Annotated in this window: 9 protein-coding genes; 3 read left to right on the top strand and 6 right to left on the bottom strand. The window is 75.1% G+C overall.

The features are described 5' to 3' along the window. From BBK14_RS02995 to BBK14_RS02975, 5 genes are all read right to left on the bottom strand, one after another. A partial coding sequence (locus tag BBK14_RS02995) for an RNA-guided endonuclease InsQ/TnpB family protein (RefSeq protein WP_241831077.1) occupies positions 1-518 on the bottom strand: 518 nt, incomplete at its 3' end. A gap of 198 nt (positions 519-716) precedes the next feature. Then, positions 717-1964 (bottom strand): VWA domain-containing protein, encoded by a 1248-nt coding sequence (locus BBK14_RS02990; RefSeq protein ID WP_083390679.1) that lies wholly within the window; start codon positions 1962-1964, stop codon positions 717-719. Continuing rightward, positions 1957-4461, bottom strand: coding sequence for a DUF5682 family protein (locus BBK14_RS02985; RefSeq protein ID WP_071059691.1), 2505 nt, complete (start codon positions 4459-4461; stop codon positions 1957-1959). Before BBK14_RS02985 ends, BBK14_RS02990 begins: the two co-directional genes overlap by 8 nt. After that, positions 4458-5645 (bottom strand): ATP-binding protein, encoded by a 1188-nt coding sequence (locus tag BBK14_RS02980; RefSeq protein WP_071059690.1) that lies wholly within the window; start codon positions 5643-5645, stop codon positions 4458-4460. The genes BBK14_RS02985 and BBK14_RS02980 overlap by 4 nt, the downstream gene beginning before the upstream one ends. Next, positions 5642-8734: a DUF5691 domain-containing protein gene (locus BBK14_RS02975; protein ID WP_071059689.1), complete on the bottom strand. Its 3093-nt coding sequence runs from the start codon at positions 8732-8734 to the stop codon at positions 5642-5644. Before BBK14_RS02975 ends, BBK14_RS02980 begins: the two co-directional genes overlap by 4 nt. Before the next feature lie 208 nt (positions 8735-8942). Between BBK14_RS02975 and BBK14_RS39455 the strand changes: the two genes are divergently transcribed. Then, positions 8943-10073, top strand: a complete 1131-nt coding sequence (locus BBK14_RS39455) for a nuclease-related domain-containing protein (protein WP_071059688.1) — start codon at positions 8943-8945, stop codon at positions 10071-10073. Further along, positions 10070-10963: a UvrD-helicase domain-containing protein gene (locus tag BBK14_RS39450; RefSeq protein WP_241831076.1), complete on the top strand. Its 894-nt coding sequence runs from the start codon at positions 10070-10072 to the stop codon at positions 10961-10963. The genes BBK14_RS39455 and BBK14_RS39450 overlap by 4 nt, the downstream gene beginning before the upstream one ends. A gap of 166 nt (positions 10964-11129) precedes the next feature. Here the strand turns inward: BBK14_RS39450 and BBK14_RS02965 are convergent, their stop codons facing one another. Then, entirely contained in the window at positions 11130-12035 is a 906-nt protein-coding gene (locus BBK14_RS02965; protein ID WP_071059687.1) for a class I SAM-dependent methyltransferase, read from the bottom strand. Between the two features lie 209 nt (positions 12036-12244). Here BBK14_RS02965 and BBK14_RS02960 point away from each other — a divergent pair, with 209 nt between their 5' ends. Continuing rightward, the gene (locus tag BBK14_RS02960) at positions 12245-13297 is read left to right on the top strand and encodes an LLM class flavin-dependent oxidoreductase (protein ID WP_071059686.1); all 1053 of its coding nucleotides are present in this window, start codon (positions 12245-12247) and stop codon (positions 13295-13297) included. The last annotated feature ends 195 nt before the right edge of the window (positions 13298-13492 follow it).

The following is a 13492-nucleotide window of genomic DNA, read 5'->3' as shown; positions in this document are numbered from 1 at the left end:
GAGACGTGGTACTGGCCGCGGGCGTTCCGCGACACCGTGACCTGCGAGGGCTCCGCGCCCTCGGGCAGCGGACGCGACCAGACGATCGCCAGCGGCGCGTCCTGCTTCGCCAGCGTGATCCGACCGTCCCGAAAACTGAAACAGTTCCGGAAGTAGGTCGCCGAGTCGAGAGTCCTGCCCTTCTTCTTGAACGTCGGGTAGCCGGCGCGTTTCTGCCAGAAGTTCACATACGCGGTCTGGAGATTCCGCAGCGTGGCCTGAAGTGGACCTTTTGACGGCTCGGCGAGCCATTCCGTTTCCGGGTCGCGCTTCCACCCCGTGAGCATCCGGTCGGTCTCGGCGTGAGTGACCCGCCGCTGCTCCTGGAACCAGGCCCGGTGCCGTTCGGCGAGCGCCCGGTTGTACACGTAGCGGACACAGCCGAAGGTTCGCGCGAGCTGGGCGGCCTGATCGGGAGTCGGGTTGAAGCGGTAGCGGTACGCCCGCTTCACCACCTTCGACCCCACAGGTGACAGCATAGCAGGCACGCCTGTCACGCTGCCGTTGATGCACTAACCCTGCCCTGAAAAACAGGGCCTGCGCGCTACACATCTCGGTCACCCACAGCTGCCCGGCCCCGCCGACCGTCCCGCTGCCTGCCCGGCCCAGCATTTCACCAGCGATCGTCCCGACGCACCCGCGCGGACCCGGCATCCGGACGGCCCCGGCGCGCCCGGTCAGGCCGGGCGCACCAGCCCCTGGACGGAGGCCCAGCGGCCGACGTCGTCGCGGCGCAGCGCGGTGGCCAGCAGCTCGGGGAACCTGTCCGGGGTGCAGGCGAACGCGGGCGCCCCGAGCTCGGCGCAGGTGGCGGCGAGCCGGTGATCGTAGGCGGGGGTGCCGTCGTCGGACAGGGCGAGCAGAACGACGACGCACACCCCGGCCTCGACGAGCGCCCGCAGCCGGGCCACCAGCGACGACTGGTCACCGCCCTCGATCAGGTCGCTGATCAGGACGAAGACCGTGTCGGTGGGCCGGGTGACGAGCGACGCGCCGTAGCCGACGGCACGGTCGATGTCGGTTCCGCCACCGAGCCGGACGCCGAACAGCAGGTCGACCGGGTCGTCGAGCTGCTCGGTCAGGTCCACCACCGACGTGTCGAAGACGATCAGCCGGGTGGACACGGCCCGCAGCGTCGCCAGTGACGCGCCGAGCACCCCCGCGTAGACGACGGACGACGCCATCGACCCGGACTGGTCGATGAGCAGGATGACGTCCCGCAGGGCGGCGGTGCGCCGCGCCCTGGTGTGGCCGATGAGCCGGTCGACGATCACGGTGCGCTGCTCAGGCTGGTAGTTGCGCAGGTTCGCGAGGATGGTGCGATCCCAGTCGACGTCGGGCAGGCGGGGAGTGCGGGTGCGGGACGTCCGGTCCACGGCGCCCAGGACGGCGCTGCGCAGCGACTGTTCCAGCCGCCGCTCGATGTCCTCGACGACACGCCGGACCACGGCGCGGGCGGTCTCCCTGGTGCGTTCGGGCAGCGCGGAGCGCAGCGACAGCAGCGTCCCGACGAGGTGGACGTCCGGTTCGGCGGCCGCGAGCAGCTCCGGCTCGAGCAGGAGCTGACCGAGCCCCAGGCGAGCGACCGCGTCGCGTTGCAGCACGCGCACGACCGAGGTCGGGAAGTAGGTCCGGATATCTCCCAGCCAGCGGGCCACGGACGGCGCCGACGCGCCCAGACCGCCCGAGCGCCGCCGGCGCCCCTCCCCGGCCGCGTCCGCGTCGTAGAGGGCACCGAGCGCCGCGTCGATCTCCCCGTCGGGGCCGGACAGGGAGATCCGCCCGTCCAGGACGGGCGCGGCCGGCGCGCCCAGCACCATGCGCCAGCGCCGCAACCGCTCCGTGTCGTCGGCGACGGCGACGGCGACGGCGACGGCGGCACCGGCGCGGGTGGGCCCCTCGCCCGCCGGAGTGCGCTCATTCATGTGTGGCCGTCCTTTCCAGACCGGGGATCGTGAGGAGTGACGCGACGACGGGCAGGACGAGCGCGACCCGGTCGGCGTCCCAGGCCGCCGGACCGCCCGCCGCCGGACCGCCCGGACCTCCCGGACCTCCCGCTGCCGGACCGCCCGTGGGTGTCGTCGGGCCGGTGCCGCCACCGGCCGGCCGCGGCAGCCCCGACCCGGCCCGTTCGGCGATCATGCGGCGCTCCGGTGCCGTGAAGGCCGCGAACACCCGCCGCAACGGCGCGAGGACGACGGTGAACGCGTCGGCGGTGAGCGAGGCCAGCCAGGCGTCGACGAGCCCGAGCATCCGCGGGTCCCGGGCCAGCACCGATCCGGTGGAGCCGAGGAAGCCCTCCAGCCAGCGGGCGGCGTCGGCCGGCGCGACGCCCGCCGCGGACAGCGCCCGGTCGAGGCGGAGGGCCACCTCGGCCTGGTCGATGTCACCCGCGTCCGAGAGGATCCGCGTGCACCTGCCGTTGACCAGGCTGTTGCCACCGTGGATGTCGGCGGCGGCGCGGACGGCGACGTGCCAGCGTTCGACGTGCTCGGGGTCGGCGATCAGTCGGAACGCCCCGTCGGCGCTGTCGATCGCGGCGGCCATCGCGTCCGCCGCGTCGTCGTCGAGACTCACACAGGCGGGCGGGAGCCCCGCGCAGATCCGCACCATGAGGCTCTCGGCGAGGGCGGCGACGCCCGTCGTGTCGGTCGCGCGCACGTCGCCGTACCGGTGGATGCGGGCCAGCGGGGCGAGCGCCGCCATCAGGTGGGCGACGTCGCCGGTGCCGGCGGCGCGGCGTTCCAGCCCGGCCGCGACGACCGCCATCGCCGTGGGCAGCCCGGCAAGCACCGCGGCCTCGAGCAGGGCGGTGACGGCCGGCAGGTCGGCGGCGGCCTCCGTCCGCTCGGTGATGACCGCGGTGGCCGCGTCGGCGACCGTCGAGCCGTACCGGGCGGCGGCGACCACCGCGACGGAGAACTCCGGCTCCCAGCGCAGCGTCCACGCCTCGGCGAAGGTCCCGGTGCCCGACGTCGCCGCGGGCGTCCCCCACGGCACGTCGAGCAGGCGCAGCCGGCGCAGCAGCTGGCCGCGCTCCCGGTCGACGTCCTTGCGCAGGTCCAGCCGGATCTTCTGGTCGTCGGCCCCGGGCCGCAGCCGCAGCCGGCGCTGCAGGCGTGCGAGGTCGGCGGCGAGCGGCACGGTCGGAACGTCCTCGCCGACGGCGCCGAGCACCCGCCCGACGACGAGCTGTTCGCGCACCACCGCCAGCGGAACCGGGTCGCCCCCGCACAGACCGGCGAGCACGGCGTCGTTCAGCTCGGTCAGCCCGGGGACGGCCCGCTCGCGCACGGCGGCGAGCGCCTCGGCGAGACGGACGGTCTCGATCACCGAGGCGGAGGACGCGGGCAGGTCGGCGGCGCGCAGCAGCCCCGCCACCCGGGTCACCCAGCGGGTCGTGGCCTGGTCACGCGAGGTCCACAGATGGTGGTACCAACCGGGTGACGCGACCCCGGCGCCGTACCCGGACTCCGCGGCGAGCCGCGCGTGCGTCCACGGAACCCACGTCGTGTCGGTGCGCACGGCTCGCACGCCGCGCAGCGTGCGCTGGTCGGCGGTGGCCGACATCCGCCCCACCGCCCCGGTCAGCGCCGGCACGTGCCAGGCCCCGCAGACGACGGCGATCCGAGCGGCCGCGTCCGCCCCCGAGCCGGCCCGGCGGATCTCCAGGCGCATGTGCGCCTCGCGCATCTCCTCCCGCCGCCGGTGCTCCACCCGCGTGGGGGACACCCGGTCGCCCGGGCCGGCCTCGTCGCGCAGCTCGGTCATCGCGTTGGCGACCGCGGCGAACAGCTCGAGGGCGCCGTCCCGGCCCGGCTCACCCGGACCGGCCCGGGCGAGCCGGCGGTGTTCGACGAGGTCCTCCCAGAATCGCTCCGGGTCGTCGTGCCCGGCGGCCCGTGCCAGCCATCCGAGCGGGTCGTCCTCGACCAGGTGCGCGGGCTCGCCCTCGCCGCCCGCACCGCCCGCGCCGTCACCGCCAGCGGCATCACCGGGGGAGCTGGCACCGGGCGGGTCGGCGCTGCGCGAACCGGCGCCGTCCGGGCCGCCGGCCTCGGCATCGGCGTCGACGGCCCTGGCCGCTGCCTCGGCCTGCTCCTGGCGCCGCAGCGCCAGGGAGAGCCCGAAGGGCAGGTCGATGAAACGCACCGGGACGCCTGTGGCGGCGCCGTGCAGCAGCGCCCGCCACTCGGGGGAGAACTCGGCGAACGGCCAGAAGGCGGCGTCGCGCGGTTCGTCGCGGGCGTAGACCGTCAGCGCGACCGGCGGGGTGAGCGAGCCGGTGTGCGCGAGGGCGGCGTCGCCCTCCGCCGGGCCCTCGACGAGGACGAGGTCCGGGTCGAGCTCGGCGAGCGCCGCCTCGACGGCCCGTGCGGAGCCCGGCCCGTGGTGGCGGATACCCAGGACGGTGACGCTCATCTGCCGCGCGCCTCCGTGTCGAGATCCCAGCAGGCCTGGTACAGGTCCTTCCAACCGTCGCGGTCCCGCACGACGCCCTCGAGGTACTCCCGCCAGACCACGGGGTCGGTGGAGGGATCCTTGACCACGGCCCCGACGAGCCCGGCGGCGACGTCCTCGGCCGACAGCCTGCCGTCGCCGAAGTGGGCGGCCAGGGTCAGCCCGCCCGTGATCACGCCGATCGCCTCGGCGGTGGACAGGGTCGACGACGGTGTCCGCACCGTGGTGCGGCCGTCGCTGGTGACCCCGGAGCGCAGCTCGCGGAAGATCCGCACGACGCGGCGGACCTCGGCGCCCGCCGGCGGCTCGGCCGGCAGGTCCAGCGCGCGGCCCAGCTGGGCGACGCGGCGGCTGACGATCTCGACCTCGACGTCCTCCGTGGCCGGCAGCGGCAGCACGACGGTGTTGAACCGCCGGCGCAGCGCCGAGGACATCTCGTTGACGCCCCGGTCCCGGTCGTTGGCGGTGGCGATGATGTTGAACCCGGCGACGGCCTGTACCTCGCTGGCGAGCTCCGCGACGGGCAGCGTCTTCTCCGACAGCACGGTGATCAGCGCGTCCTGTACCTCGGCGCCCATCCGGGTGAGCTCCTCGACCCTGGCGAGCGAGCCCCCGGCCATCGCGCGCATCACCGGCGAGGGCACCATCGCGTCCTTGGACGGCCCCTCGGCGATGAGCCGCGCGTAGTTCCAGCCGTAGCGGACAGCGTCCTCGGACGTGCCGGCCGTGCCCTGCACGACCAGGGTCGAGTCGCCGGAGATCGCGGCGGCGAGGTGCTCGGACAGCCACGACTTCGCCGTGCCCGGGCTGCCGAGGAGCAGCAGCGCCCGGTCGGTCGCGAGGGTGGCCACGGCGACCTCGACGAGCCGCCGCGAGCCGATGTACTTGGGTGTGATCACCGTGTCGTCCTCCAGCGTGCCGCCGAGCACGTAGGTGACGACGGCCCAGGGCGAGAGCCGCCAGGACGGCGGCCGGCGGCGCCGGTCGGTCGCGGCGAGCGCGGCCAGCTCGGCGGCGAACGCCTGCTCCGCGTGCGGGCGCAGCAGCTGGTCGCCGGAGCCCTGCGGGGCGGCACCGACCGGCCGCGCCGGGACGGCGGTGGTCTCGGGCGCGATCCCGGCGGGCGGCTGGGTCGATGTCGTCATGACGAGCCTTTCTTCGAGCTCGAACGGGAGAGCAGGGTGTCGCGGCGGGCTCGCCGCTGGGCGAGCACGGCCGCGAGGCGCTGGTAGCCGGACACCGTCTCGGCCGGCATCGTGGACGGGTCCAGGTCGGGGATGCCGACGTACGGCTCCACCCGCCAGGCGAGGTTGGCGAGCAGCGCCCGCACCCGGGCGTGCAGCGTGCGGGCCGTTGCCCGCTGCTGGGGATCGGAGCCCGGTTCGTCGACCGGTGCGGTGACGATGGCCGTGATGGCGGGGCCGGCCGCCCGGGTGAACTCCGCCGACCAGGGCCCGGGTATCCCGGCGAGGAGCGTGATGAGGCTCCCCAGGGCGGTGTTGCCGAGGCCGTGCCCGCCGGATCTGCCGAGGAGCAGGCCCCAGCGCCGCGTGGCATGGCCGGTCCCGCTCAGGGCGAGGTCGAACGCGCGCAGCCGGTCGGGCTCCGGCAGGCAGCCGATCAGCACCCCCTGCGAGCGCGGTTCGACCTTCGGGATCAGCGCGAGCGCCCATTCCGGGTCACGGTGCCGGACGACCGGGCCGACGAGGTAGGGCGCCAGGGTCAGCGCGGGGAAGCTCGGCGCGGGCTCCCAGAGCGCCCTGGCGCTCAGGAACTTCTGCGGGGACAGGCCGGTCCGCTCCGGCCACAGCCGCGGGTCCACCCGGGCGATCTCCGCGAGCAGCATCCGGGCCGGCCCGTCGGCCTGCGCCCTGGCGCGGGACGGCCCGTCAGGCGAGACGCCGTCCCGCGCCATCTCGTCGGTGAGCACCGCCGGCGGGTGCACGCGCAGGGTGCCGCGATGCACCGTGAAGGCCCGCTCGGTGCGGGCGGCGGCCCGCGCCGCGAAACGGGTACCGGGAAGTTCCAGCAGGACCTGGACCGCCGCGTCGCGCACGTCGGACCGGCGGTCGTCCAGGGCCGCCTCCAACAGCTCCTCGTCGTACGGGCCGAGGCCGGTGCGCAGCGCCTGGACGAAGGCGAGGCGCTCGGCTCCGCCGGCCCGGCGGAACGGGACGAAGGGAGGTTCGCCCGCGCCGCCGCGCAGCAGCTCGGCGGCGGCCGCCGGGTCGGTGTGCCGCAGCGCGGCGATGAGGGATCGGCGCTGCTGCGCGCTCGCGCTCGGCCAGCCCGCGACGCCGACGGGCCCCGCCCAGCCGGCGTCCGGGTGAAGCGCGGCGAACCAGCGGCCGCGCGGGCCGAGGACCCGCAGCAGGCGGGGACGGAGCGCGGTCGACCGCCGGCCGAGCTCGACCAGCGCGGGAAGCAGGGTGTCCGGCGGGCGCCAGCCTCCTTCGGCCAGCAGGTCCAGCCACTCCTCGAGCTCGGCTGTCTCGGCGGCGCCCACCTCGGTGGGAACGGGCACGACCGCCGTCGGTGGGCACGGTGGGTGCTCATCCGCCGCGGCGGGAGCCGGCGCGGGCACCGTGGAGGCATCGGCGGCCAGCTGACCGGCCCGCCTGGTCACCGCGGCCAGCGCCGCGACCCGGAGCAGGCGTTCCTCCTCGCCCGGACGCCCGCCGGGATCAGGGAGCCCGGGAATCACCGGCGACGGGCGGCGGCTCACGCCGATCACCGCGGCGTCGACGAGGTCCGTCCACCCCGGTGTCGGCACCGGGGCGACCGGTGCCGCGACTACCGGGACGGGGGCCCGGCCGGGCATGTCCTCCGCCCGCGCGGTGCGCGACGGCGTGGCGGCCAGGGGTGTCAGGGTGAACGAGTCCCATTCGGCGACCACGTCGAGGCCCGCTCCCCCGCCGGCCGCGAGCATGTGCCAGCCCCACTCCGCCACGGCCTCGTCGGCGAGCGGCAGCGCCTCGCCGGCGGAGTCCCGCAGCAGCCACGGACCGCTCCTGGGCAGCGGACCGGCCCCGGCGCCCGGCGGCAGCACCGTGACACCGCGGACGGTCAGCGCGACGACGTCCGCGAACGGGTCGACCGCCAGGGCCGACGCGACGCCGGCCAGCGCGGCCCGCCAGGTGGGCGCGAAGAGATCTGTGTCGACGGGGCCGACGACGGCCGCGGCGCCGCCCGGCGCGCCGGGCGCCACCCGCGCCGGGCGGCGCCCGGGATACGGCGCGAGATCGGCCCTGACCCGCGACCCCGCGGGCAGCGGCGGGGGCATCCCCTGGCCGTTCACCGCGAAGTCGACGAGCACCGCCAGCCGCCCCGACTCGACCAGACGTAGCCACTGCCGGCGCCCCCGCGCCCGCCCCGCGCCGAACTCGTGCGCCCCCAGCACGTCGACCTCGCCGACGACGTGCTCGCCGGCGAGCACCGTGGCCACGGGAACGGTGAAACCGATCCGGTCGCGCAGGACCGCCACGACGTCGGCGGGCAGGTCGGCGCGGCGGGCCCAGCCCTCGCACAGCAGGTGCAGCAGCCCCACGCGGTCGACCAGCCGGGACGGCCAGTCAGGCCGCCGGGCCGCCGACCCGGCGATCTGCGCGGCCTCGTGGATCATCTCGGCGAGGCCGGGTGCCTGCGCGTCGACCATGCGGGCGGCGGCGGCCCGCCACCAGTCGGCCGGCCTGGCCTGGGCGGCTCCGAGCCCCTCCCCGGCCAGGTCGGACAGCCAGCGGGCCAGCTCCGCGACACCGCCGTCGACCTTGGCCGCACGGCTCACCTCGCGCCGGGCCGCCCCCGCCGCGGAGCGCTCGGACTCAGGCCCGGTGGCGGCCCGCGTGCCCGCGCTCGCCGCCGCGGCGAAGCGCGCCACCCGCCGGTCGAGCCATTCCGCGGCCCACGGCGGACGCCCGCCGCCGGCACCGGCCACCTCGCCGGCACCGGCCACGCCGCCGGCCGCGGCGAGCAGCATCAGGCCGAGAGCGTGCTTGCAGGGGAACTTCCGGCTCGGGCACGAGCACTTCGAGGCATGATCCGCGAGGGCCACGACGACCCGGTAGGGCGACTTTCCGCTGCCCCGGCACTCGCCCCACAGCGCCTCGGCGTCACCGCCCGCCAGCGGCCAGGACCCGGCGACCGCGAGCCTCTCGCCCGCCTTCACGGACGCCTGATCCGGCGCCAGGGCGAGCGCCTGCCCGCGCTCGACGGGTGGGCTGGTGGTGTTCGACACGACGGCGATTCTGCCGGCGGGGTCCGACAGTTCCGTTCCGTCCGCAAGGTCCGGCGCACGCGTTCGAACCAGCGTTCGAAGGCTTAGGGACACCTACGGCGACATCCAAGCCTTGTCGGACTTCGAAAGCCGCCGTCATCGACAAACGAAGGCAAACGAACAAAGATTACCGAGGCCGCTTATTGACCCTAAGCGAGGAGACAGTGACATGATCTCCAGCGCGGCGCTGCCGACGCCGTCAGCCCTCGGGAGAGCCGTCGAGCTCCGGCAGGTGATCGACGGCTTCGAGCTGCAGCTCCGGCACATCAACGACACGCTGGCGCAGCTCGAGCGCGAGGTCCGACGGTGGGAGGCCGGTGGGCGGGCCGAGCAGAGCGTCGCCCGCGCGTTGGTCTCGATGTACGACGCCGGCTGGCACCTGCTGCCGGACCGGCAGTGGCCGGGAACCCGCCGGGCCAACATCGACGTGATCGTCGTCGGGCCCGGCGGGGTCTTCGTGCTGGACGTGAAGAACTGGCGGGAGTTCGCGATCGAGAACGGCCGTCTGCGCCGCGGCGACGCCGACGCGGACGACGATCTCCGCAAGCTCCTGGACCAGACCGTGGCGGTCGAGGACGTCCTCGCGGACGCGGGCCTGCCGCCGACCGAGGTGGTGCCGCTGCTGGTGATGGCCGGGCGGTCCAACCTGCGCGAACAGGTCGACCGGGTGACGGTTCTCGGCGCGCACGACCTGACCCGCGACCTGGCCCGCCGCGGCGCGCGTCTGGCACCGGACCTGGTCGAACGGCTGTTGACCTGTCTCGCGGACGGCTGCCCGCCGATGCCCCGCGCCACGGACCCGCCTGCACCGGCCGCCCGGCCCGTCCGCCGCCAGGCCGCGCGGCAGGCACCTCGGCAGGCACCTCGGCAGGCGGCGATGCCGGGCCCGCCGACGCCGTCCGCCTCCGGGACTCCCCGCGCGGTCACGGCGGCCATGGGCGCACCAACCGCGCCGGTCACGCCGGTCACGCCGGTCACGCCATTTCTGCCCCTCGTGCCAGTCGCGCCGATCGCCACGGCACCGTCCAGGGCCTCAGTGGACGGCGAGGCGGGTCAGGGTGCGCTGATGAGCCGCGAGGACCTCTGGCGCGAGCTCCGCGACGCCGCGGACCGCGAGCCCGTCGAGACCTGGATGACCTGGCTGCACCCGAAGCAGGCCCGCCTCGCCGGACGGCAGTGGTCGGGGCCGGCCCGCGTGCGCGGCGCGGCCGGCACCGGCAGGACGTCGCCGACACCTGCTTCTGGCGCGCGTGGGGTCAGGTCGGGCAGTACTCGGCCCTGCCCGGGCTCGGCCTCGTGACGGGGTACTGGAAGGACGAGATCGCGACGGTCATCAAGGGCCGGGGCCTGACCGAGTTCGCGCAGTACGCGAAGCTGGCTCGGGTCGGGCGCAGCACCCCCTTGCAGCCGACCCACCGCCGCGCGGTGTGGGACCTCTACGAGCGGTACGAGCAGCTCCGGGTGGAGCGCGGCGTCCTCGACCGCGACGATGTCCTGCCGCGCGCCCGCGACCTGGTGCGGGAAAGCTCCGACACCCGGTACGACGCGGTGATCGTCGACGAGGTGCAGGACCTCACCTGTGTCGGCCTGCAGATGCTGCACGCCTTCGTCGGCGACCGGCCGGACGGCCTGCTCGTGGTCGGCGACGGCCAGCAGTCCATCTATCCCGGCGGTTTCACCCTCGCCGAGGCCGGCGTCGCCGTCGTCGGACGCTCCACCGTGCTGGCGCGGAACTACCGCAACCGCGAGCGGATTCTGCGCTACGCCCAGGCGGTGCTCGCCGACGACAGCTTCGAGGATCTCGACGGCGTCCGGGAGCGGGGACGCCGCGAGATCGACGTCGAGCGCCCCGGCGGCGAGATCCACGAGGTCACCGTGTCCGGCGAGACGGCGCAGGACGCCGCGCTCTGCGACCATCTCGTCGAGTTCAGGCAGCACCGGAACGTGCGCTACGGCGACATGGCGGTGCTCGTGCCGACGAACGACGCGGAGCGGCGATGGCTGCGGGTGCTCACCGAACGGGGAATTCCTGCGGTCTCCCTCATGAATTACGACGGAACCACCTGCGAGGCGGTCAAGGTCGGGACGTACTTCCGCGCCAAAAGCCTCGACTTCGCCCACGTCTGCATTCCCGATCGCAATCTCTTCCCGCGGCCGCTGGCCGTCCGAGTCCGCCGACGCGTTCGGTGAACGCGTCCAGCTGGAGCGCCGGCAGATGTACGTCGCCATCACAAGGGCGCGGGACAGTGTGTGGGCCGGCATTCACGCCCGGCCCGGCCCGGAGCACCCGCCCGGTGCCGGCTGGCTACCGGGCTGAGCCTCCCCTGACATTCCGCCCCGCCGGCTGGACGTCCACTCAGGCCGGTCGGTCGGCGACGGCGACCCGACCGCTGCGCAGCGAGGCGCGACGCGGCGTGGGCGTCGTCAGCCTGGTCGCGATGGTGAGCAGGTCATCGTCGCTGCGCACGGTGAAGCCGTTGCGGCCGAGCAGGTCCCGCATCGCGGATGCCGTCCAGCGTGACCGCCAAGGCTCGTTCGCCCAGATCCCGCGGCGGCGGGCCAGGACGTCCATCGAGCGGGCGATCAGCTGCCCGATCGCGATCGCGGCCTGCGGGGCCTGATAGTTGACGATCAGCCGGCTGCCCGGGGCCGAGAGGGTCGCGACGGCGGCCACGGTCCGGGCGGCCTCCGGGCGGGTGAGATACGGGACGACACCCTCCCAGATCCAGGTCGTGGGCGTGTCGGCCCGGTGGCCGGCGGCGGCCAGGGCGCCTTCGAGCCGGTCGCGGGTGAGGTCGACGGAGACGAACCGCACGCGCTCCCCGGGCTCCCCGGGCCGCACCGGCCGCGTCGGCGCCGGCAGCCCGGCGAGCCGCTGACGCTTGTCGCGCGCGGAGTCCGGGTGGTCGACCTCGAAGACGACGCGGTCGGCGAGTTCCGGCATGCGCCACGCCCGGTCGTCCAGGCCGGCGCCGAGGAGCACGACCTGCGGGGAGGTCCGCTCGCGCACCGCGTCGTCGATCGCGATCGTGCGCGGGACGACGATCTCCGCGCAGGCCCGCACCGACTCGTAGTCGACACGTTCGAGCCAGCCGGAGGGCGGTGTGCCGGCCCGCACCTGCTCGACCGTGCGCCGCTCGTCGGCCCGCAGGAGCGAGACCGCGACCGGGTCGGTGAACCGGCCGGGAGCGATCCGCCCGTCCGCGACCGCCCGGCCCTGGCAGACCAGCACGGCTGTCCGGCTACCCCCGGCCGCCTTCATGCCACACCCACCACCCGGTTCATCGTGTGCCCGCCCCGCCGCCCGGCCAGCCAGTTCAACGACGACCGCGCCTGCCGTCTCCAGCCATCCATGACCCGTCAGGCCCGCGCCCCTGTCAACTCGGCCGGGCCGGGCCGGGATCATTCGTCGCGGAGGCGGACCTGCGGACGGCGCGTTCGTGACTGACGACATCCGCGACTGACGAGGGAATGCCCGTGGACGGCGGGGACATTGACCCTGAGGTGGATGTCGTTGAGGGTTCGCTTCCGCTGGCGGTGCTCGACTTCGTGGGGATCGAGCACGGCGAGAGTCCGAGCGCGGCGATCGCCGGGGGGGTGGCCGTCGCCCGGACCGCCGAGACGGCCGGGTACCGGCGGTACTGGGTCTCCGAACATCACAACATGACCAGCCTGGCGTGCAGCTCCCCCGAGCTGCTGACCGCGCACGTCGGGGCGCAGACGTCCCGGATCAGGGTCGGCGCGGCCGGGATCATGCTGCCCAACCACGCGCCGATGAAGGTCGCCGAGACGTTCCGGACACTGCTCGCGATGTACCCGGGGCGGGTCGATCTCGCGCTCGGCCGGGCGCCGGGAACCGACCCGCTGACCGCGCACGTACTGCGCCGCGGGGCGTCCGCCGACGCGGGCGCGGAGTTCCCCGGGCAGGTCGGCGAGCTCCTCGCGTTCCTCGGTGACGGTTTCCCGGCCGGTCATCCCTACGCGCAGCTGGTGGCAGCGCCGGTGATCGACGAGCGCCCGGAGATGTTCGTCCTGGGTTCGAGCCCCTATGGCCCCCGGTTCGCCGCCGTCAATGGCATGAGCGCGGTGTTCGCCCACCACATGAGCCCTGAGCTGGCGTTCGACGCGCTGCGGGCCTACCGGCGCGAGTTCACCCCGCGGGCCGAGGGCACGCAGCCGTACTCCGCGATGTCCGTGCTCGCCTTCGCCAGTGAGGACGAGGAGGCCACGCTCGACTTCGAGGCGGCCTGGACCCTCACCATCCAGAACATCAGCCGCGGGGTGCGCGAGCCGCTGCGGCCGGAGGACATCCGCGGCTATGCCCGTTCGGAGCGGTTCCGGGCCGCCCGACGCCCCGACGGCCGGATGGTGACCGGCGAGCCGAAGGCCGTGGCCGAGCGGCTGCTGGAGATGAAGCAGCAGGCCCAGGTCGACGAGATCGTCATCGTCACGCCGAGCCTGGACCGGGCCCGCCGCCAGGGCAGCTTCGCCGCGCTGGCCGAAGCCTGGCGCCAGGCGGCCTGACCCGAGCGCCGCGCCACGCCCAGACCGCCCTCGAGCCGTCCTGCGCCCGAGCCGCGCCCACGCCGGGCAGGGCAGGACAGGACAGGGCTCCGGGCCGGGCCTCCTAGGGCCTGTTCTGAGTTCGGATCATGGGGTTGGCAGGCTGCGTAGCCAGAGGATGGATCCGCGCAGGTGGAGTCCTGCGGCGTAGCTTTC

Origin of the sequence: Parafrankia soli (genome assembly GCF_001854695.1) — a bacterium.
GTDB classification, from domain to species: domain Bacteria; phylum Actinomycetota; class Actinomycetes; order Frankiales; family Frankiaceae; genus Parafrankia; species Parafrankia soli.
This window is presented reverse-complemented; position numbering and strand designations above follow the sequence as displayed.

Coding starts and splice junctions, on each gene's coding strand:
- BBK14_RS39455 (WP_071059688.1), top strand. CDS start 8,943: ATGATCTCCAGCGCGGCGCTGCCGACGCCGTCAGCCCTCGGGAGAGCC.
- BBK14_RS02960 (WP_071059686.1), top strand. CDS start 12,245: ATGCCCGTGGACGGCGGGGACATTGACCCTGAGGTGGATGTCGTTGAG.
- BBK14_RS02980 (WP_071059690.1), bottom strand. CDS start 5,645: ATGACGACATCGACCCAGCCGCCCGCCGGGATCGCGCCCGAGACCACC.
- BBK14_RS02985 (WP_071059691.1), bottom strand. CDS start 4,461: ATGAGCGTCACCGTCCTGGGTATCCGCCACCACGGGCCGGGCTCCGCA.
- BBK14_RS02990 (WP_083390679.1), bottom strand. CDS start 1,964: ATGAATGAGCGCACTCCGGCGGGCGAGGGGCCCACCCGCGCCGGTGCC.
- BBK14_RS02965 (WP_071059687.1), bottom strand. CDS start 12,035: ATGAAGGCGGCCGGGGGTAGCCGGACAGCCGTGCTGGTCTGCCAGGGC.